This window comes from Streptomyces sp. NPDC002076, from assembly GCF_053593835.1.
In genome coordinates, this window is the sequence record NZ_JBSFDI010000015.1 from 147,952 (window position 1) to 167,357 (window position 19,406).

Here is a 19,406-nt window from a genome sequence, read left to right on the forward strand (position 1 = left end):
GGTGCGTCGTGGCTGGTCGCGCCCACGCGGCGGAGCCGCACATCGATACAGCCCGCGCCCCTGGGCAGTTGCCGTCGCCGCACCTGCACTCGCGCCGTAGCTGCGGGCAGTCACGCCCTCCGCGGCAGCAGCCTCCGCGCCGCCCGGGCCACCCGTCCGCCCGACCTCGGTGCCGGACCCGCCCGGTCCAGCCACCATTCACGGAGCTGTCGGCGAGACCCCGGGTCCTGCGGCCGGTCCGCTTTCAGCACGTGCCCGGCGAAATCCAGGGCGTCGCGTCGGTAGCCCCCGGTCATCGGCCGCACCCGGGCGTAGTCCAGGAACGCCGCCCGGTACCCGGCGCCGAGAATCACCGGCAGCTCGGGCGCCACCTTCGCCACCACGTCCGCCCGCTTCGAGGCGAGTGCCCGTGCCTGCACCCCCAGGCGCACCCGGTCGAACCCCTCGGGCACCGGCGTCCCGGCCACCAGCGAGGACAGTACGGCGGCCTGGGCGACGGCGAGCCGCTCCCGCGCACGGACCGTCGGCCGCGCCAGGACGGCGACACCTCCGCCCGCCCAGCCACCGGCGGCACCGGCCCCCGCACTCCCGGCGGCCCGGGTGCGCCCAGCCGCCACCGCGTCCCGGATCATGGTCAACTCCCCCTCCAGCTCGCCGGGTTCGGGGAAGTTCTCGTCCCGTTCCAGGAGCACGCCGGGCGGCGCGGTGCGGGCGGCCAGGTCGGTCAGGATGTCGAGCACCGGGCGCGGCACGGGGTGGGCGTGGCTGTCGTGCCAGACGCCGTCCCGCTCGAAGCCGCCCGCGACATGGACGTAGGCGATCGCCTCCACGGGCAGCGCGGCCAGCGCCTCGGCCGGGTCCTCACCCCGGTTGACGTGGTTGGTGTGCAGATTGGCCACGTCGATCAGCAGCCGTACGCCGGTGCGCTCGACCAGCTCGGACAGGAACTGCCCCTCGGTCAGCTCCTCGCCCGGCCAGGAGAACAGTGCGGCGATGTTCTCCAGGGCCAGCGGCACCGGAAGGGCGTCCTGTGCGATGCGGACGTTCTCGCAGAGGACGTCCAGGGCGTCCCGGGTGCGCGGCACCGGCAGCAGGTGCCCGGCCTCCAGGAGCGGGGAGGCGGTGAGCGGGCCGCCCGCGCGGACGAACGCGATGTGCTCGGTGACCAGGGGAGAACCGAGGGCCTCCGCACGCTGCGCCAGTGCGGTCAGCCGGGCCTCCTCGGGGCGGTCGGCGCCGCCGAGGCCGAGGGAGACGCCGTGCGGGATCACGGTCACGCCGCGCTCGCGCAGCCGCAGCAGCGACTCGGGAAGGTGGCCGGGGCAGACGTTCTCCGCCACGACCTCCACCCAGTCGATGCCCGGCATGTGCTCCACGGCGTCCGCGATCTCCGGCCGCCAGCCGATCCCCGTGCCCAGTCGCCGCATGGCGCCTCCCCTCCGTCGAGCCAACCCCTCCGCCGAATGACGGGGGTATGGCCCCGGCGCCCGGACCCGAACCTCCTCCGTGTCGTGTTCAGAGCAACATTTGAGCTTCAGCGCCGGTCGGGTCCGGTCGGCAGCGCCGGATGGTCGGCGACGACCGTGCAGCTGCCCGGCGCGATCTCCGTGAAGCCGGCGTCCCGCACCATCGGCAGGCCGCTGCCGGCCAGCCGTGCCCAGTCGGCGGGGTCGGCCGTACGGACGGCCAGTGCGCAGCCCGCGTCCCGCCAGGCGGTGCGCTCGGCGTCGGACAGTGCCCACCAGGCCAGTTGGGCACCGTGCCCGGCCTGCGCCATCGCCTTCCCGGCCGACATCTCCAGCTCGGGGTTCAGCCACAGCACGGGCTGGGCCGGGTCGGCGGCGACCGGCGGCTCCGGGTCGTCCAGCTCGGTGCCGGACACCTGGAGCTTGGCCAGGTCCTTGGGCCAGCCGTCGAGCGGGACCGGCGGGAACACCCGTACCTGCGCGGACTTGCCGGTCACCGTGATCCCCGGCAGCGCCTCGGCCCGCCGCCACTCGGCGCCCCGGGCCCGCCGCACGACCTTGCGGATCCGTGCGTCCTCCCAGCTCCGTACCGCCTCGGCCCACTCGCCGTCCCCGTGCGCCCGCTCGTCGCCGAGCAGCACCAGCACCGCCCGGGCGGCCGTCTCCAGCGCGTCGGTACGCGCCGGGGGCGCGCTCTTCTCGATCCGTACGACGAGGGGCAGCACGAACTGGGGCGCCTCGTCGCGCGGATTGCGCTCGGACTGGAAGGGGCTGTCTGCGGTGGAGGCTGAAACCTGGCTCACACCAGCCAACCTTAAGGGGCCCGCGGCTGTGTCCGACCGGCAAGCTGATCGAGCCCAGGGCCGGAACCGGAGAATGTCCTCATGCAACATGACCTGCGACTGACCGCCGTAGGCCGCCGCTACGGCATCCGCGGCCCCTGGGTGTTAAGAGGCGTCGACCTCACCGTCACCCCCGGAACCCTCACCCGCGTGGAAGGAGCGAACGGCACCGGAAAATCCACCCTGCTCCGCCTCCTCGCAAGGCTCGACGCCCCCAGCGAGGGCCGTGTCACCGGCCACCCCCGCACCGCGTACGTCCCCGAGCGCTTCCCCTCCGCCCTCCCCTTCACCGCCCTCGGCTACCTCAGCCACCTCGGCACGGTGCACGGCCTGAGCCGACGGACGGCACACCGCGTCGCGGGCACCTGGCTGGAGCGCTTCGGTGCCGGGGCGTACGCCGGTACGCCGATGGCGCAGCTCTCCAAGGGCGGCAGCCAGAAGGTCGCCGTCGCCCAGGCGCTGCTCGGTGAGCCGGAGCTGCTGGTGCTGGACGAGGCCTGGACCGGACTGGACGCGGCGGCGCGGGCCGAGCTGGAGCGGGCGGTGGCCGAGCGGACCGCCGCCGGGGGCGCCGTGGTGTTCGTGGACCACGACCCGCGCCGGCTGGCCGGGGCACCGGACGCGACGTACACCGTGCTCGACGGCGGTCTCAAGCGCCGTACGGACCAGGTGAGTTCACCGGCCGGGCCGCTCACCCTCGTCACCGTGCGCGGACCGGCCGGCGGCCGGCTGCCGCCCGACGCGGCCCGGACCGCCGCCTGTGCCGAGGAGACCGCCCCCGGCACCTACCGCCTCGGTGTCGCCGCCTCCCATTCCGACGTCGTCCTGCGCACCCTGCTCACGGCACGCCCGCCCTGGCACGTCGTGAGCGTCACCCCGCCCCCGGACGACCCCGTACCGAGCCCCGGAAGCCGCCCATGACCGCACTCCTGCGCTACCAGGCCGACCTGCTGGTGCGCTCCCAGCGCTGGCTCCCGCCGGTGATCCTGTACGCCGCGTTCCTCGGGATCGGCGTGCAGAGCGGCCAGCCCGTCCTCGACTCGCTCGGCTACACGGCCGCCGGTCTGCTCCCGGTGGCCGCCTGGCTGGTGCGGATCTGTGTCACCGGCGAGCCGGACGCGGCCCGTGCCTGTGTCGCCGCCGCGCGCGGCCCCGCCCGGGCACACCTCGCCTGTCTGCTGACGGCACTGCTCTCCTCGGTGGCGCTCGGGGTGGTGGCGACCGCGATGGTGACGCTGATCAGCGACCCGGCGAGCAACGGGCACCGCGTTCCCGTACCCCTGCCGCGGGCGGGCGCGGCCGGGCTGCCAGCCACGCTCACCTGCGCGCTGCTCGGCGCGGCCGTCGGCGCGCTCACCAACCGGCCGCTGCTGCGCTCCAGCGGCCGCGCGGTGCCCGCGATGCTGCTGGGCGCGCTGCTGGCGGTGGTGCTCACCGGATCCCCGGCGCAGGCCGCGGTCCAGGGTCTGGTCACCGGTTCGCAGACCGGCCGCGCGCCGGTGGCGCTGCTGCCGCTGGCCGGGGCGGCGCTGCTCACGGCCGTGGCCTTCGCCCTGGCCGGCCGGCTCACCGCCCGACGGTCCCCCTGAGCGAGCCGGTCACCCCGAGCAGGCCCCATGGCACACGGCGGCCCGGCGGGCTCCAAAGGACCGTCAGCGGTGCCCGCCGGTCTCGCCGATCAGCTCGGAGACCTTCACGAACCGGTAGCCGCGCCCGCGCAGTTCCGGTACGACCGCGCGGACGACCCGCTCGGTGGTCGGGGCGGCGCTGCGGGTGCAGTGCATGACGACCACCGAGCCGGGCTTCACCCCGTCCAGCACCTGTTTGGTGACGGCGTCGGCGTCGGTGGCGAACGCGTCCCCGCTCACCACGTCCCACTGGATCGCGGTCACCCCGAGCCCGCTCAGCGCGCGCAGCGCCCGCCGGTCGTAACAGCCGCCGGGGAAGCGGAAGTACGGCAGCGCGTGCGGCACGCCGGCCTTGCGCAGGGAGGCGTACGCCCGCTCCACCTCCGAGCGCATCCTGTCGGGAGCGACGGTGGGCAGGCCGTAGCAGTCGGCCGTGAACGCGTAGTGGCTGTACGAGTGGTTGGCGACCTCGAACTGCGGGTCGTGGCCGAGGCTGCTGGCCTCGGTCGGGTACTGGTCGGCCCAGCGGCCGGTCATGAAGATCGTCGCCGGCACCTTCAGCGCGCGCAGGGTGCCGATGAGGTCCGGGTTGTCGAAGTGCTCGCCGGCGGCGGCGCGGGGCCCCTGGTCGGCGGACATGTCGGCGTCGAAGGTCAGCGCGACGGTCTTGCCCAGGGTGCGCGGGCCGTGCTCGAAGACCGGGGTCAGGCCGCCGGGACCCGGGGCCAGCACGGGCGGCCGCGAGGCGGACGGGGCGGCGGCGACGGACGGCCTGGCCGGGGGCCGGTGGACACCGCCCGGGTGGCTCGCCGTACCGCAGGCGGCGAGGGCCACGCCCAGGGCACTGAGGGCACTGATACGGCGTACTCGAGTGGTCACCGTATGAACGTAGGTCTGGATGACCGCTTGTATGGCGATATGTTCCATGGCGCGGCGTTACGGTCACCCGCGCGGCGGCCCTCAGATCTCCCGCTGTTCCAGCGGCCGCACCGCCGGGCCCTGGAGCACCGCGCCGTCGACGTCGAAGCGCGAGCCGTGGCAGGGGCACTCCCAGGCGCGTTCGGTCCGGTTGAAGGCGACCAGACAGCCGAGGTGGGTGCAGCGGGCCGACACCGCGTGCAGGGCGCCCTCGTCGTCCCGGTGCACCGCGAGCCGGCCGCCGTCCGCCCGCACCACCGCCCCGTCGCCGGGCGCCAGGCCATCCACCGAGGCCGGCGGTCTGAGCCGGTCGCCGACGAAGTGCCGGGCCACCTCCGCCTGTGTCCTCAGCAGCGACGGCACCTCGCGCACCACCGGCTTCAGCCGCCGCGGGTCGTACAGCTCGCGCCAGGCGCAGTCCCGCCCGGTGATCAGCGAGGTCAGCAGCAGCCCGGCCATGATGCCGCCGCTCAGGCCCCAGCCGCCGAAGCCGGTGGCGACGTAGGTGTGCCGGGCACCCGGGTGAAAGGTGCCGACCAGCGGCACGGTGTCGGTGGAGTCGTTGTCCTGGGTGGCCCAGGCGTGGTCCAGGGCCACACCCGGGAAGTGCTCCTCGGCCCAGGCGGCGAGGCCGTCGAAGCCGGCCCGCACATCGCCGGTGCCGGGCGTGAAGTGCTCCCCGGTGACGACCAGCAGCCGCTGCCCGTCCGCGCCGTACGGCGCCGTGCGCACCGAGCGGGTGTTCTCCTCCGGCGTGATGTACATGCCCTCCGGGTCGGGGCCGGCGCCCAGCGGGCCCGCCACGACCAGTTCCCGGCGCGGGGCGAGCCGGGCGAACAGCAGGGCCCGGTCGAACACCGGGTAGTGGGTGGCGATCACGACGTCCCGCGCCGTGACCGTGTGGCCCACCTCGGTCGTCAGACGGCAGGGCTCTCCGCCCTCCTGCAGCCCGACGACCCGCGTTCGCTCGTACACCTGACCGCCGCGCGCCACGAGATCCTCGGTGATCGCCCGCAGGTACTTCACCGGATGGAACTGCGCCTGCCCCGTCACCCGGACCGCGCCCGCCACCGGGAACGGCAGCCCGGTCTCCGTGGTGAACGCGGCCGGCAGCCCCGCCTCCCGCGCCGCCTCCGCCTCCGCCCGCACCTCGTCCACGCGCGACCGGTCCCGCACATACGTGTACGCGTCCCGGGTCTCCCACTCGCAGCCGATGCCCAGCTCGGCCACCAGCGCCGCCGCGCGCTCGATCGCCTCCGACTGCGAGCGGGCGTACAGCCGCGCCCCCTCGGATCCGCGGGTGCGCCGCAGCCGGTCGTAGACGAGGGTGTGCTGGGCGGTCAGCTTGGCCGTGGTGTGTCCGGTGACCCCGGCCGCCGCCCGCCCGGCCTCCAGCACCGCGACCCGCAGCCCGGCCCGGACCAGTTCGTACGCGGTGCTCAGCCCGGCGATGCCCGCGCCGACGACGGCCACGTCCACGTCCAGGTCCTCGCTCAGCCGGGGACGGGACGGCCCCGGTGCGGTCCGGAGCCAGTACGAGTCGGTGACCTGCCACTGTTCCCGCATGGCCGCCGGGTACCCGGCTACGCCCCCTTCAGCAGCCGCTCCCGGCACTCCGCCACGTCGAAGTCGCCCTTCGGGTACCGCGGATCCAGCTCCTCCAGATGCTCCAGCAGCAGGCGGCCGACCGCCCAGTTCCGGTACCACTTGCGGTCCGCCGGGATCACATACCAGGGCGCGTACGGCGCCGCGCAGCGCTCCAGGGCCAGCTGGTACGCCTCCCGGTAGGCGGGCCACAGCGCGCGCTCGTCGATGTCACCGGGATCGAACTTCCAGTGCTTGTCCGGGCGGTCCAGGCGGCACAGCAGGCGGCGCCGCTGCTCCTCGCGGGAGATGTGCAGAAAGCACTTGACCACGGTCACGCCGTCCTCGGCGAGGGACCGCTCGAAGTCGTTGATGAGGCCGTAGCGGCTGCCGATCTCGGCGGGCCGGGCGAGATGCCGGACCCGGGCGATGAGCACGTCCTCGTAGTGGGAGCGGTCGAATATGCCGATCTCGCCCGGCCGGGGCAGTGCCGGGCGCACCCGCCACAGGAAGTCGTGCCGCCGCTCCTCCTCGGTGGGCGCCTTGAACGCCCGGATCCGGCAGCCGGCCGGGTTGAGATGGCCGATGACGTGTTTGACCGTGCCGCCCTTGCCGCTGGTGTCCATCCCCTGGAGCACCACCAGCACCCGCCGCCGGTCCCCCGCCGTGCTCGCCGCCCACAACCGCGCCTGGAACTCGGCCAGTCGCTTTCCCGTGCGTGCGGTGTCCTGCAGGGCCGTCCTCTTCCCACCGGGGGCACCGGGTGTGGCCCGCGTGTCGTACGCGTCCAGTTCGACGGGCTCACCGGGCGGGAGACGCAGCGCCTCCCGCAGGTCCCTGCCGTTCTTCTTCGCCACGGGCACCATCCCTCCGGATCCCGGGTCGTGCGTCTGCGTGGCGCCGGTGACTACCCCCGCCCGTACCGGCCCATCAACACGCCCACGGCGAGCGTGTGCCCGGACAGCGCCCGCAGCAGATCCGCCGACGTGGCCCCCGCGCCCGGCGACACACGGCGGTCCGCGGCGTAGACCGTGAGGACATAGTGGTGCGCCTGGTCACCGCGCGGCGGGCACGGACCGCCGTACCCGGTCCTCCCGAAGTCGTTGCGGCCCTCGCCCGCCCCCCGCGGATGCTCCCCGGTGGACAGCCGCCTGGTGTGCGGGTCGATGTCCCACACCAGCCAGTGCGTGAACCTGCCGTGCGCGGCGTCGGCGTCCCGCAGAAGCAGGGCCAGCGAGGCCGTGCCCGCGGGTACGCCGGCGAGGGACAGCGGAGGCGAGACGTCGGCGCCGTCGCAGGTGTACCGGCGCGGGATGGTGCCGCGGTCGGCGTACGCCGTACTGGTGACGGTCAGCCGGCGGGCGGCGACGGGGGAGGGCGCGACGGCCGTTTCGACACCGTTCCCGCAGCCCGCGGCGAAGGCCATCGCGGCCACGGCGATCACCCAGCTTCTGCGCATGCCCGGCACGCTATCCGGAGTGGGGCTCTCCGCCCTTGTTCGGCACGGCCTTCTGTTCGCCTTTCTCCAGGCGCGGTGTGCCGTCGCCGTTCGGCGCGGCCTGCTGGTTGCCCCGTTCCAGGAAGTGCAGCAGCTCCACCGGGATGGGCAGCACCAGCGTGGAGTTCTTCTCGGCGGACACCGCCATCACCGTCTGGAGCAGCCGCAGCTGGAGAGCGGCCGGGGTGTCGGCCATCTGCTGGGCCGCCTCGGCCAGCTTCTTGGAGGCCTGGTACTCGGCGTCGGCGTTGATGATCCGGGCCCGGCGTTCCCGGTCGGCCTCGGCCTGGCGGGCCATGGACCGCTTCATCGTGTCCGGCAGCGAGACGTCCTTGATCTCGACCCGGTCGACCTGGATGCCCCAGCCGACGGCCGGGCTGTCGATCATCAGCTCCAGGCCTTCGTTGAGCTTCTCGCGGTTGGAGAGCAGATCGTCCAGGTCGCTCTTGCCGATGATCGACCGCAGGGACGTCTGGGCCATCTGCGACACCGCGAACTTGTAGTCCTCGACCTTCACCAGGGCGCTCGCCGCGTCGACCACGCGGAAGTAGACGACGGCGTCCACCCGGACGGTGACGTTGTCGCGGGTGATTCCCTCCTGGGCCGGGATCGGCATCGTGACGATCTGCATGTTGACCTTGTGCAGCCGGTCCACGAACGGGATCACCAGGGTCAGGCCGGGCTGGCGTTCGCCTCCCATCACCCGGCCGAGGCGGAAGAGCACGCCTCGCTCGTACTGCTTGACGATCCGTGCCGCCATCGCCAGGTAGACCACGGCGACCGAACCCGCCGCCGCCACGGCGCCCAGCAGCTCCTGGAGCATGGTGACCTCCTCACGGAGAGGTCCGATTTCGTCCGCTGCTGTAACCATATGCCCGGGGTGGGGCGGAAGCCATAAGCCGGGGGGACCGGCCCGGGGTGCCGAGGGGCGTCGGCACCCCGGCCCGGAGACGGGGACCTCAGCGGACGGGCATCGTGACCCGCACCGGTTCCGTGCCCGCGGCGCTGTGCCGCGCGGCCCAGTTCTCCAGGGCCGTACGGCAGGCGTGGTCCAGATGGTGCAGGCCGGACAGGTCCAGGCGGACCGGGCGGTCCTGCGGCAGCGACTCCAGGCTGTCCAGGATCTTCGGCAGCCGCAGGAAGGTCGCGTTGCCCGAGAGGCAGGCGTCGACCGGGCCCGCGCCCTTGTCGACGACCTCCAGCCTGATGTGCGAGGCCTGCCAGGCGGTCTTGACCACCGCCATCGCCAGGCCGATCAGCACGCCCTCGAACATGCTGACCGCCACGATCGAGACCGCCGTCACCGCCAGGATCAGCGCCTCGCCCCGGTGCTCGCGCCACAGCGCGGCCAGCGCCCGGACCGGGACCAGCTTGGCGCCCGAGTGGATCAGGATGCCCGCGAGCGCCGGGATCGGGATGTAGGCGAGCACGTCGGGCAGCAGCGCGGCGAACAGCAGCAGCCACACGCCGTGCAGGACGCGGGAGGCCTTGGTACGGGCGCCCGCCTGGACGTTGGCCGCGCTGCGCACGATCACCGCGGTCATCGGCAGTGCGCCCAGCAGGCCGCACACCGCGTTGCCGGCGCCCTGCGCGACCAGCTCCTTGTCGTACTCGGTGCGCGGCCCGGAGTGCAGCCGGTCCACGGCCGCCGCGCTGAACAGCGACTCGGCGGAGGCGATCAGGGTGAAGGCGACGACCGTGCCGAGCAGCCCGGCACTCGCCAGCTCGCCGAACGCGCAGAGCGGCGGCGGCTGGACCGAGCCCAGCAGGCCCCGCACCTCGACCGTGGCCACCGGCAGGTCCAGCGCGAACGCGGCCACCGTGGCGAGGCCGACCGCGGCCAGCGGGCCGGGCAGCGTCCGCGCCTTCGCCGGAAGGTGCTGCCACAGCAGCAGCACCGCGATCGTGCCCGCGCACACCGCGAGCGAGGCCACCGCCCTGCCGTCGCCGAGGGCGTCCAGGAACGCCCCGGGCAACCCGGCGATCTTGCCCAGGCCGGAGTCGGGGGCCTTGGCCGCCAGCGCCGGATACAACTGCCCGGCGATGAGCACCAGTCCGATTCCGGCCAGCATGCCCTCGACGACGGAGACCGAGATGGCGCGGAACCAGCGGCCCAGCTTCAGCAGGCCCATCGCCACCTGGAGAAGTCCGGAGGCGAGGACGATCACGCCGAGGGCCGGCAGCCCGAACTCCCTGACCGCCTCGAGGACGAGCACGGTCAGGCCGGCCGCCGGACCCGACACCTGCAGGCTGCTGCCCCGCATCAGCCCGGTGACGAGGCCGCCCACGATCCCGGTGACCAGGCCGAGTTCGGCCGGGACACCGGAGGCGACGGCCACGCCCACGCACAGCGGCAGCGCGACCAGGAAGACGACGAGGGAGGCGGCGAAGTCCTGCCGCGGAAAAGGAAACCGGGATATGAGGTTCTTGCTGGTCATCGGCGCGCTCACAGGGACTCGAAGGTGTCGGTCTGCGGGCGGTGCGCCCGTACGGCGCCGGTGTGCACCTCGTAGTACCAGGCGTGCAGGCCGAGTCGGCCCTCCGCCAGCTTCCGCTCGACGCACGGGTAGGAGCGCAGCCGCAGCAGCTGGGTCAGGACGTGGGCCTGCACGCCCATGGCGACCTCCGGGTCCTCGGCCTGGCCGGCCGGGCGCGGGGTGGCGTGCGCGAGCCAGTCGCGCACGGCGGGTACGGCGGTCAGGTCGTCGCCGCGCACGAGCGCGCCGACGGCGCCGCAGTGCGAGTGACCGCAGACGACGATGTGCTGGACGCCGAGCACCTCCACGGCGTACTCGATGGTGGCTGCCTCGCTGGTGGGGTGCCGCGAGGTGTGGGGCGGGACGATGTTGCCCGCGGTGCGCAGCTCGAAGAGCTGGCCGGGGCGGGCGCCCGTGATCAGGGCCGGGACGACCCGGGAATCGGAGCAGGTGATGAACAGCACCTGCGGGGACTGGCCTTCGGCGAGCTTGGCGAACTCCTCAGGGCGCTGTCCGAAGGTACGGGCGTTGTCGATGAGGGGCTGCATGTATGTGGTTCCTCCTGGCGCGTCGGAGCGGCGCGTCGGACCTGAACGACGGTTGTGGGGGGAAAGATGAGCGCCTGTCAGCAGCGGAAGACCTGAAGTGCTGCCGGGGCGTGGGCTCTGGAGGCTCTGGGGGCCGGGCCGTGCGCGGTGCCGGGTGTGTGTGCGGGGCCGGTACCGGCTGCCCGGCCGGCTATCGGCGGGTGTTGCCGCGCGCAGCGGGAGGCGGAGCCGCGGAACACGTCCGGCTCGTCGCCCACCGGCTGTTCGGACGATGTGGTTCCGGCCTCGGCCTTGGCCGTTGCTTCACTGAGGGTGTGCGCAGGTGTGAAGGTTTCCGCGGATGCCGGGAACAGCAGGGCGAGCAGGGCGACGGTCGCAGCGACGAGCACGGTCCGGGCCGTCGTACCTCGCAACATGCGCCCTCCTCCCGGACGTCTCACATCTCTCGCGGGCACCAAACATTGGTCAATGCTTGGTCAAGAAACACGTTAACCCTGCAAAGTCCTTTGCAGGGTCAACTACGCGTCACAAGCGCAAGAGAGCGTGAAAAGTGCCGGTCGCGTGGCGCGATCTCGCTCTTGACTAGGAGCCGACGAGCCCCTTCGCGTCGCGGGCCAGCGCGGTGAGCCGGGATATCGCGCGGAAGTACTTCTTGCGGTAGCCGCCGTTCAGCATCTCCTCGCTGAACAGCTTGTCGAACGGCAGCCCCGAGGCCAGCACCGGGACCTCACGGTCGTAGAGCCGGTCCGCCAGCACCACGAGCCGCAGCGCCGTCGACTGGTCCGGCACCGGCCGCACATCGGTGAGGCACACCGCCTTCACCCCGTCGGTCAGCGCGCCGTACCGGCTCGGGTGGACCCTGGCCAGGTGGTCCAGCAGATGCGGGAAGTCGTCGAGCGAGGCGCCCGGGGTGGCGTAGGCCGCCTTGGTCACCTCTTCGTCGGTGAACGGCCGCGGTGCCTCGGGCAGGCCGCGGTGGCGGTAGTCCTCGCCGTCGATGCGCAGGGTGCGGAAGTGGGCCGACAGGCCCTGGATCTCGCGCAGGAAGTCGGCGGCGGCGAACCGGCCCTCGCCCAGCTTGCCCGGCAGCGTGTTGGAGGTGGCGGCGAGCGCCACGCCCGCCTCGACCAGCTTGCCGAGCAGGGTCGACACCAGGACCGTGTCGCCCGGGTCGTCCAGCTCGAACTCGTCGATGCACAGCAGGCGGTGGCCGGAGAGGGTCTGCACGGTCTTCTGGAAGCCGAGCGCGCCGACCAGGTTCGTCAGCTCCACGAAGGTGCCGAAGGCCTTGAGCGCGGGCTCGGCCGGGGTGGCGTGCCACAGGGAGGCGAGCAGATGGGTCTTGCCGACGCCGTAGCCGCCGTCCAGATAGACCCCGCGCGGGCCGGCCGGGGCCTTGGGCGCCCTGGCCCTGCCGAAGCCGAGGAAGCCGCGCCGGCCGGCGCCGGAGGCGTGCGCCCCGCCGAGCCCGCCCGCGAAGCCTTCGAGTACCGTCACGGCCTCGCTCTGGCTGGGCTGGTTCGGGTCCGGTATGTACGTCGAGAAGCGGACCGAGTCGAAGCGCGGAGGCGGGACCATCTCGGCGACCAGCCGGTCCGCGGGCACGTGCGGCTCGCGGGCGCACAGGGAGAGGGGGCCCGCGTCGGTCAGAGGGCTGGATCCGGGGGCGGTGGTGGAGGACGACACGGTTGTCCATGCTAAGCGCCGTGTCACACTGCACGACATGCGACGCCTGTTCCCTGTGACCGACGAAACAGCAGCCCAGGCCTCCGGCGGGACGGCCGAGAGGGAGGGGGCGAGGGGGGTTGCCGGGACTCTGGTGGCCCATGCGCCCAGTGGTGTCGGCGGTCGCGTCGACCACGGCGCCCACGTCGAGCATGACGCCCACGTCGACCGCGAGTGGAGTCTCGCCGAGCTGGCCGCCGCCTACGCCTACCCGGAGCCGCCGGGCGCCCCGCGGCCGTGCCTGCGGGCCAACATGGTCTCCACGCTCGACGGCGCCGCCCAGCACGAGGGGCGCTCCCAGCCCATCTCCAGCGCCGCCGACATGCGGATCTTCGGCACGCTGCGGGCGCTCGCGGACGTGGTCGTGGTGGGCGCGGAAACGGTGCGCCAGGAGGGGTACCGCCCCGCACGCGCGCGTGCCGAGTTCGCCGAGGCCCGGGCAGCCGCCGGGCAGGGTCCGGCGCCGGCGATCGCGGTGGTCACCGCGAGCCTGGACCTGGACTTCTCGCTCCCGCTGTTCACCTCGCCCCTGGTGCCGACGCTGGTCCTGACCGGATCCGCGGCCGCCCCCGACCGTGTCGCCGCCGCCCAGAAGGCCGGCGCCACGGTGGTGACCGCCGGCGAGGGCAGCGGCATCGACCCCGCGCGGGCGGTGCGGGCCCTGGCCGGCCTCGGCCACACCCGGCTGCTCACCGAGGGCGGTCCCCGGCTGCTCGGCCAGCTGGTCGCCGCCGAGGTGCTGGACGAGCTGTGCCTGACCCTGTCGCCCATGCTCACGGCGGGCGACGCACAGCGCATCACCGGCGGGCCGTCGGTCGCCGTGCCGCACCGGTTCGAGCTCGTGTCCCTCCTCGAGGACGCCGGATTTCTGTTCGGTCGTTACCGGCGGTCCTGAAATGAGCGGAATGTGTCGTTCCGTTTAGCTTCCGGAGGGCAGACTTAATCCGGCACAACCCGTGCGATCTCGGGGCAGGATGGTTTCCGCAGGGGTCCTGTCAGGGCCCACGGAGGAGAAGAGGCGTTTGGTGTTCACCAGCGTTCTGATGATCGAGAAGGCTTTGACGTCCGCCGACGTGGAGTTCGTCACGACCTTGCACGGAGACGAGCCGGTCGCTTTCCACGTGCTCCTCCAGCCGCGCGGTGACCAGGCGGACCGCCTGCTGCGGGCCATCGACGACATCGCGCTCGGCGAACTCGACGAGGCGGTCCGCGAACACGAGACGCCCGAGGGGGAGGACGCCCGAAGCGTCGGGCAGCAGGCCCTGGACGTGTCGGTGCAGGCGCTGCGGGCCGCGGGGAGCCGGGCGGAGGGGCAGATGGTGGAGGACCATCCGCTGGACGCGCTGAAGTCCCTCGTCGCCGAGGTGGGCGCGGACGAGGTGATCGTGCTCACCGACCCCCACTACGTGGAGGAGTTCTTCCACCGGGACTGGGCCTCGCGGGCGCGGCACAAGGTGGGGGTGCCGGTGCTGAAGCTCTTCTCGCACAGCAAGGCGTAGCCGCTCCGCCGGTTCGGCCGATGAGCGCCGTCGCGGGTGCGGTGCGTTCGCGGGTGCCGGAGCGTTGTGGTTGCTCGCGCCCGCGCGGCGGAGCCGCACATCGACACGGCCCCGCGCCCCTCGGGTCAGCGGCCCTGCCCCTCGCTGCGACGAGCCCGGTGCTTCAGCGCATAGGCTAGGCCCGCTCTCGTACGTACCGTCTCTGGGGAGAACCACATGGCACCCGGCCTTCCTACCGCCATGGACCGACCGCACTTCATCGGCATCGGCGGCGCCGGGATGTCGGGCATCGCCAAGATCCTCGCGCAGCGCGGGGCCGAGGTCGCGGGCAGTGACGCCAAGGAGTCGGCGACGGCCGAGGCGCTGCGGGCGCTCGGGGTCACCGTGCACATCGGGCACGCCGCCGAGCACCTCGCCGACGACGCGAGCTGTGTCGTGGTGTCCTCGGCGATCCGCGAGGACAACCCCGAGCTGGCCCGCGCGGCCGAGCTGGGCGTCCCGGTGGTGCACCGCTCCGACGCGCTCGCCGCGCTGATGGAGGGGCTGCGCCCGATCGCCGTGGCCGGCACCCACGGCAAGACGACGACCACCTCGATGCTGGCCGTCTCCCTCACCGAGCTGGGCCTGAAGCCGTCGTACGCCATCGGCGGCGACCTGGACGCGCCCGGCTCCAACGCGTTGCACGGCGCGGGCGACATCTTCGTCGCCGAGGCGGACGAAAGCGACCGCAGCTTCCACAAGTACGCGCCCGAGGTCGCCATCGTCCTCAACGTCGAACTCGACCACCACGCCAACTACGCCTCGATGGACGAGATCTACGAGTCCTTCGAGACCTTCGCCGGGAAGATCGTCCCGGGCGGCACGCTGGTGATCTCCGCCGACCACGAGGGCGCACGGGAGCTGACCCGGCGGCTCGCGGGTTCGGTGAAGACGGTGACGTACGGCGAGGCCGAGGACGCCGGCGTACGGGTCCTGTCGATCGTCCCGCAGGGGCTGAAGAGCCAGGTCACCGTGGTCCTGGACGGGCAGGAGCTGGCCTTCACGGTCTCCGTGCCCGGCCGCCACTACGCCCTCAACGCGGTCGCCGCGCTCACCGCCGGTGCCGCCCTCGGCATCCCGGCCGAAGGGCTCGCGCCCGCGCTCGCCGCCTACACCGGCGTCAAGCGGCGCCTGCAGCTCAAGGGCGAGGCCGCCGGGGTGCAGGTCATCGACTCCTACGCCCACCACCCCACCGAGATGACCGCCGACCTGGAGGCCATGCGCGCCGCCGCCGGCGACTCCCGCATCCTCGTCGTCTTCCAGCCGCACCTGTTCTCCCGCACCCAGGAGCTGGGCAAGGAGATGGGCCAGGCCCTCGCCCTCGCCGACGCCTCCGTGGTGCTGGACATCTACCCGGCCCGCGAGGACCCGATCCCGGGCGTGACCAGCGAGCTGATCATCGAGGCCGCGCGCGCCGCAGGCGCCGACGTCACCGCCGTCCACGAGAAGGATCAGATCCCCTCGGTGATCGCGGGAATGGCGAAGCCCGGCGATCTCGTTCTCACCATGGGCGCGGGCGACGTGACCGACCTGGGCCCGCTGATCCTGGACCGCCTGTCGCAGTAAAGGGGCTGAGGCTCATGTCGTACGACGTCGAGAAGCCGGACGAGCAGTGGCGGGCGGAGCTGAATCCGGCCGAGTACGCCGTGCTGCGCCAGGCCGCCACCGAGCCGGCCTTCACCGGTGAGTACACCGACACCAAGACCGAGGGCGTCTACTCCTGCCGGGCCTGCGGTGCCGAACTGTTCACCTCCGACACGAAGTTCGCGTCGCACTGCGGCTGGCCGTCCTTCTACGACCCGAAGGACACCGACGCGGTGGAACTGGTCGAGGACCGCTCCCACGGCATGGTCCGCACCGAGGTGCGCTGTGCCCGCTGCGGCTCCCACCTCGGGCACGTCTTCGAGGGGGAGGGGTATCCGACCCCGACCGACCAGCGGTACTGCATCAACTCCATTTCCCTGCGGCTGACGCCCGCCGAGGACTGACCCCCGCTCGATCGATCGACACTCCGAATCTGGCAAAAGGCATCCGCGACCGGCCCGTCCGGTCGAAGATGAACGTCATCGGGCACCGGAGCGTGACTCAAGGCCCGTCCTGGGCCGGCCGGGGGCGCTGGGACGGATGAGGCTGGTGCCCCACTTGCTCCGGTTTGAGATTCTGTGAGGGTGTTGGGTGTGGCGCGCTGGATCCAGTCCCGTCGCAGGCCTGTGCCCGCCGACAGCACCCGCCACCGCGAGGGCGAAGGCGGGCACGAGACGACGGCGAAGTCCGCGCGGGCCCAGGATTCCGCGGCTGTCGCGGGCTCCGCACAGTCGGCGGAGGGCAGGTCGGCCGCCGATGCCACGGTGGCCGGCGCGGGACTGAGCGTGCTGCGGGAGGCGCTGGCCGGAATCGGCACGACCCTCGACGAGGGCACGACCTGCGCCGAGCTGACCCGGCTCGCCGTACGGCTGGCCGGTGGCACGGCCGCCGTGATGCGCCGGAGCGGCGAGACCATATCCGGATACGAGGCGATCACCGGGGACGCCGAGGCGCTGCCCGACGCCCGGTGGGCCACCGCGGCGGCCCGCGAGGCGGGGACACCGGCGCTCGGCGCACAGCCGGAGCCCTGGCTGGAGTACGTGGGCGCCACCCGGATCGCGCTGTGCGCGCCGCTGACCAGCGGCTCGGACCGGTACGGCATCCTGGTGTGGGCCCGCACCGGGGAGCCGCTGCGCCGCGCCGAGGCCGAGCTGCTCAGCCTGCTCGCCGAGCGCGCCGCCTCCCACATCCGGCACGCGCGCGCCTACGCGAGCATCAACCGCACCGCCGGCGACCTGCAGCGCGCCCTGCTCGCCGAGCCGGGCCGCCCGCACCCCAACCTCGACATCGCCGTCCGCTATCTGCCGGCCGGCGGCGGCGTGCTGGTCGGCGGCGACTGGTGCGAGACCGTACGGCTGCACTTCGGGCGGACCCTGCTCGTCGTCGGCGATGTGATGGGCCACGGCCTGGAGGCCGCCGTCGACATGAACGCCTACCGCTCCTCCCTGCGCTACATCGCCTCCGCCGACCTCCCCCCGCACCGGGTGCTGCGGCAGATGGACGACATCGCCTCCCGGGAGGCCGACCTCAGGCCCGCCACCTGCCTGCTCGCCCGCGTCGACCCCGGGCGCCACCAGGTCACGCTGGCCAGCGCCGGGCATCTGCCGCCCGTGCGCATCACGACGGACGGCGAGACCTCCATCGTTCCGGTCCCCGTCGGACCGCCGCTGGGCACCGGGTTCGGCGGTTACGAGTCGGCCACGCATCCGCTGGCCGAGGGGCAGACCCTGGTGCTGTTCACCGACGGCCTGGTGGAGCGCCGCGGTGAGGACATCGACCGGTCCATGGCCCGGCTGTCCGCCATGCGCTTCCCCGGTGGGGACGGGCTGGACGACGTCCTGGACACCATCCTCGGCCGGCTGGACGCGCGGCATGCGGAGGACGACGTCGCGGCCATGGCCGCACGGCCGCACACCCGGCAGTGGGTCGCGGCCGGCAGTACGAGTGTCTCGCGGTAGGGGTACGGGCGTCCGCGGCCTCGCGCACCGGCTCGGTCGGGTCGGTGCCGGCGCGCGGCGCCGCGGAGCCTCCGGACCGGTGCCTCCTCCTCGCAGTACGCGGTGACCGCCTCCCAGCCCTCGCAGCGGGTGACCGTGGCCACCAGGCCGGCGCCACCCGTCCGGCCCCGTCCGAGCTGCCGGCCCTCACCGGCCGCGTCGATACTCGAGTGAAAGTCGTCCGGCAGGAAGTCGACAGCGTCCGCGGGCGAAGCTCGTCACCCAGGAGCCGATCAAGGAGCCACGTCCGTGACGACCCTCCAGACCCGTGCCGCACCCCCTTCGACGATCCGCCCCAAGGCCGTGGCCCGCACCGGCGTGTACACCCTGCTCGCCGCCAACGCGGCCGTCGTGGCCTGGTTCTTCGTCCAGGCCGGATTCGCCTCCAACCCCCTGATCGTGCTCGGCCGCCTCTGCGGTCTGTACGGCGCCCTCCTCATGGCCTTCCAGCTGCTGCTGGTGGCCCGGCTGCCCTGGCTGGACCGCCGGATCGGCATGGACCGGCTGACCTCCTGGCACCGCCGCACCGGCTTCGGCATCCTGTGGACCCTGCTCACGCATGCCGTGTTCATCACCTTCGGCTACGCCCAGGCGTCCGCCATGGACCCGGTGAGCCAGATCGTGAACCTCGCCGAGACCGTCGAGGGCGTGCTGCGCGCGATCGTCGCGCTCGCGCTGATCGTCGTGGTCGGTGCCGTCTCGGGCCGCTGGGCGCGCCGCCGACTCGCCTACGAGACCTGGCACTTCATCCACCTGTACACCTACGCCGCGGTGGTCCTCGCCTTCACCCACCAGGTCGCGGCCGGTACGACCTTCACCTCCTCGCCCCTCGCGCGGATGTACTGGTACACGCTGTGGGGCTGCGCCCTCGGCTCGCTGTTCGTGGGCCGGCTGATGCTGCCGCTGTGGCGGAACCTGCGGCACCGGTTGCGGGTCTCGGCGGTCGTCCCGGAGTCCGACGACGTCGTCTCCGTCTACATCACCGGCCGCGACCTGGACCGGCTGCCCGCCCGGGCCGGCCAGTTCTTCCTCTGGCGGTTCCTCACCCGGGACCGCTGGTGGCAGGCCAACCCGTTCTCCCTGTCCGCCGCCCCCGACGGCCGCACCCTGCGGCTCACCGCCAAGGCGTCCGGCGACGGCAGCGCCGCACTGCGGCACCTCAAGCCCGGCACCCGCGTCTTCGCCGAGGGCCCCTACGGCGCCTTCACCACGCTGCACCGCACCCGCCCGGAGTCCGTGCTGATCGCCGGCGGCGTCGGCGTCACGCCCATCCGGGCACTGCTGGAAGAGCTGGACGGGCACGCCGTGGTCATCTACCGGGTGACCACCGACCGCGACGCCGTCCTCTACGACGAGCTGAGCGATCTCGCCCTCACCAAGGGCGCCGAGCTGCACCTGGTGACCGGACCGGTCCTCCCGGACCGGCTCGCCCCGCCCGAACTGGAGCGGCTCGTACCCGACATCGGGCAACGGGACGTCTTCCTGTGCGGGCCGCCCGGCATGATGACCGCCGTGCTGCGCAGCCTGGCCGAGCTGGGCGTGCCCAAGCGGCAGATCCACTTCGAGCGCTTCAGCCTCGCGGGCTGAGAGAGGGCGTCGAC

The 19,406-nt window shown here is 73.3% G+C and carries 19 protein-coding genes; 8 read left to right on the plus strand and 11 right to left on the minus strand.

The genetic code is table 11. The annotated features are described in order from the left end of the window. Window positions 1-110: 110 nt before the first annotated feature. Both ACWCQS_RS29250 and ACWCQS_RS29255 read right to left on the minus strand, forming a co-directional pair. Window positions 111-1,427, minus strand: a complete 1,317-nt coding sequence (locus ACWCQS_RS29250; protein WP_451007221.1) for a DUF692 domain-containing protein — start codon at window positions 1,425-1,427, stop codon at window positions 111-113. Window positions 1,428-1,534: 107 nt separating this feature from the next. Next, the gene (locus tag ACWCQS_RS29255; protein WP_451007222.1) at window positions 1,535-2,269 is read right to left on the minus strand and encodes a peptidyl-tRNA hydrolase; all 735 of its coding nucleotides are present in this window, start codon (window positions 2,267-2,269) and stop codon (window positions 1,535-1,537) included. 81 nt (window positions 2,270-2,350) lie between these two features. On the opposite strand from ACWCQS_RS29255, the gene ACWCQS_RS29260 reads away from it, so the two are divergent. Both ACWCQS_RS29260 and ACWCQS_RS29265 read left to right on the plus strand, forming a co-directional pair. After that, complete coding sequence (locus tag ACWCQS_RS29260) at window positions 2,351-3,229, plus strand: ABC transporter ATP-binding protein (protein ID WP_451007223.1); 879 nt, start codon at window positions 2,351-2,353, stop codon at window positions 3,227-3,229. After that, window positions 3,226-3,897: an ABC transporter gene (locus ACWCQS_RS29265; protein ID WP_451007224.1), complete on the plus strand. Its 672-nt coding sequence runs from the start codon at window positions 3,226-3,228 to the stop codon at window positions 3,895-3,897. Before ACWCQS_RS29260 ends, ACWCQS_RS29265 begins: the two co-directional genes overlap by 4 nt. 63 nt (window positions 3,898-3,960) lie before the next feature. Here the strand turns inward: ACWCQS_RS29265 and ACWCQS_RS29270 are convergent, their stop codons facing one another. The 9 genes from ACWCQS_RS29270 to zapE all read right to left on the minus strand — a co-directional run bounded on the left by ACWCQS_RS29270 (window position 3,961) and on the right by zapE (window position 12,647). Then, window positions 3,961-4,815, minus strand: a complete 855-nt coding sequence (locus ACWCQS_RS29270; RefSeq protein WP_451007225.1) for a polysaccharide deacetylase family protein — start codon at window positions 4,813-4,815, stop codon at window positions 3,961-3,963. An 81-nt stretch (window positions 4,816-4,896) separates the two neighbouring features. Further along, the gene (locus ACWCQS_RS29275) at window positions 4,897-6,420 is read right to left on the minus strand and encodes an FAD-dependent oxidoreductase (protein ID WP_451007226.1); all 1,524 of its coding nucleotides are present in this window, start codon (window positions 6,418-6,420) and stop codon (window positions 4,897-4,899) included. A 17-nt stretch (window positions 6,421-6,437) separates the two neighbouring features. After that, window positions 6,438-7,304, minus strand: coding sequence for a PPK2 family polyphosphate kinase (locus ACWCQS_RS29280; RefSeq protein WP_451007227.1), 867 nt, complete (start codon window positions 7,302-7,304; stop codon window positions 6,438-6,440). 41 nt (window positions 7,305-7,345) lie between these two features. Further along, window positions 7,346-7,897, minus strand: a complete 552-nt coding sequence (locus ACWCQS_RS29285) for a YbhB/YbcL family Raf kinase inhibitor-like protein (protein WP_451007228.1) — start codon at window positions 7,895-7,897, stop codon at window positions 7,346-7,348. 10 nt (window positions 7,898-7,907) lie between these two features. Further along, on the minus strand, window positions 7,908-8,759 hold the full coding sequence (locus ACWCQS_RS29290; protein ID WP_451007229.1) for a slipin family protein: 852 nt from the start codon (window positions 8,757-8,759) through the stop codon (window positions 7,908-7,910). Between the two features lie 136 nt (window positions 8,760-8,895). Further along, on the minus strand, window positions 8,896-10,374 hold the full coding sequence (locus ACWCQS_RS29295) for a SulP family inorganic anion transporter (RefSeq protein WP_451007230.1): 1,479 nt from the start codon (window positions 10,372-10,374) through the stop codon (window positions 8,896-8,898). An 8-nt stretch (window positions 10,375-10,382) separates the two neighbouring features. Continuing rightward, window positions 10,383-10,961, minus strand: coding sequence for a carbonic anhydrase (locus ACWCQS_RS29300; protein WP_451007231.1), 579 nt, complete (start codon window positions 10,959-10,961; stop codon window positions 10,383-10,385). A 77-nt stretch (window positions 10,962-11,038) separates the two neighbouring features. After that, window positions 11,039-11,377, minus strand: a complete 339-nt coding sequence (locus tag ACWCQS_RS29305; RefSeq protein WP_451007232.1) for a hypothetical protein — start codon at window positions 11,375-11,377, stop codon at window positions 11,039-11,041. A 166-nt stretch (window positions 11,378-11,543) separates the two neighbouring features. Further along, window positions 11,544-12,647, minus strand: coding sequence for a cell division protein ZapE (gene zapE / locus ACWCQS_RS29310; protein WP_451007233.1), 1,104 nt, complete (start codon window positions 12,645-12,647; stop codon window positions 11,544-11,546). A 37-nt stretch (window positions 12,648-12,684) separates the two neighbouring features. Between zapE and ACWCQS_RS29315 the strand changes: the two genes are divergently transcribed. From ACWCQS_RS29315 to ACWCQS_RS29340, 6 genes are all read left to right on the plus strand, one after another. Beyond that, entirely contained in the window at window positions 12,685-13,581 is an 897-nt protein-coding gene (locus tag ACWCQS_RS29315; RefSeq protein WP_451007234.1) for a pyrimidine reductase family protein, read from the plus strand. 130 nt (window positions 13,582-13,711) lie between these two features. Then, window positions 13,712-14,185, plus strand: coding sequence for an indole-3-glycerol phosphate synthase (locus ACWCQS_RS29320; protein ID WP_388624326.1), 474 nt, complete (start codon window positions 13,712-13,714; stop codon window positions 14,183-14,185). Window positions 14,186-14,401: 216 nt separating this feature from the next. Next, window positions 14,402-15,790 (plus strand): UDP-N-acetylmuramate--L-alanine ligase, encoded by a 1,389-nt coding sequence (murC, locus tag ACWCQS_RS29325; protein ID WP_451007235.1) that lies wholly within the window; start codon window positions 14,402-14,404, stop codon window positions 15,788-15,790. Between the two features lie 14 nt (window positions 15,791-15,804). After that, window positions 15,805-16,212, plus strand: a complete 408-nt coding sequence (gene msrB, locus ACWCQS_RS29330) for a peptide-methionine (R)-S-oxide reductase MsrB (protein WP_451007236.1) — start codon at window positions 15,805-15,807, stop codon at window positions 16,210-16,212. 189 nt (window positions 16,213-16,401) lie between these two features. Beyond that, a complete protein-coding gene (locus tag ACWCQS_RS29335) occupies window positions 16,402-17,766 on the plus strand; it encodes a PP2C family protein-serine/threonine phosphatase (protein ID WP_451007237.1) in 1,365 nt (454 codons plus the stop codon). A gap of 288 nt (window positions 17,767-18,054) precedes the next feature. Continuing rightward, entirely contained in the window at window positions 18,055-19,392 is a 1,338-nt protein-coding gene (locus ACWCQS_RS29340) for a ferredoxin reductase family protein (RefSeq protein ID WP_451007238.1), read from the plus strand. Window positions 19,393-19,406: the final 14 nt, after the last annotated feature.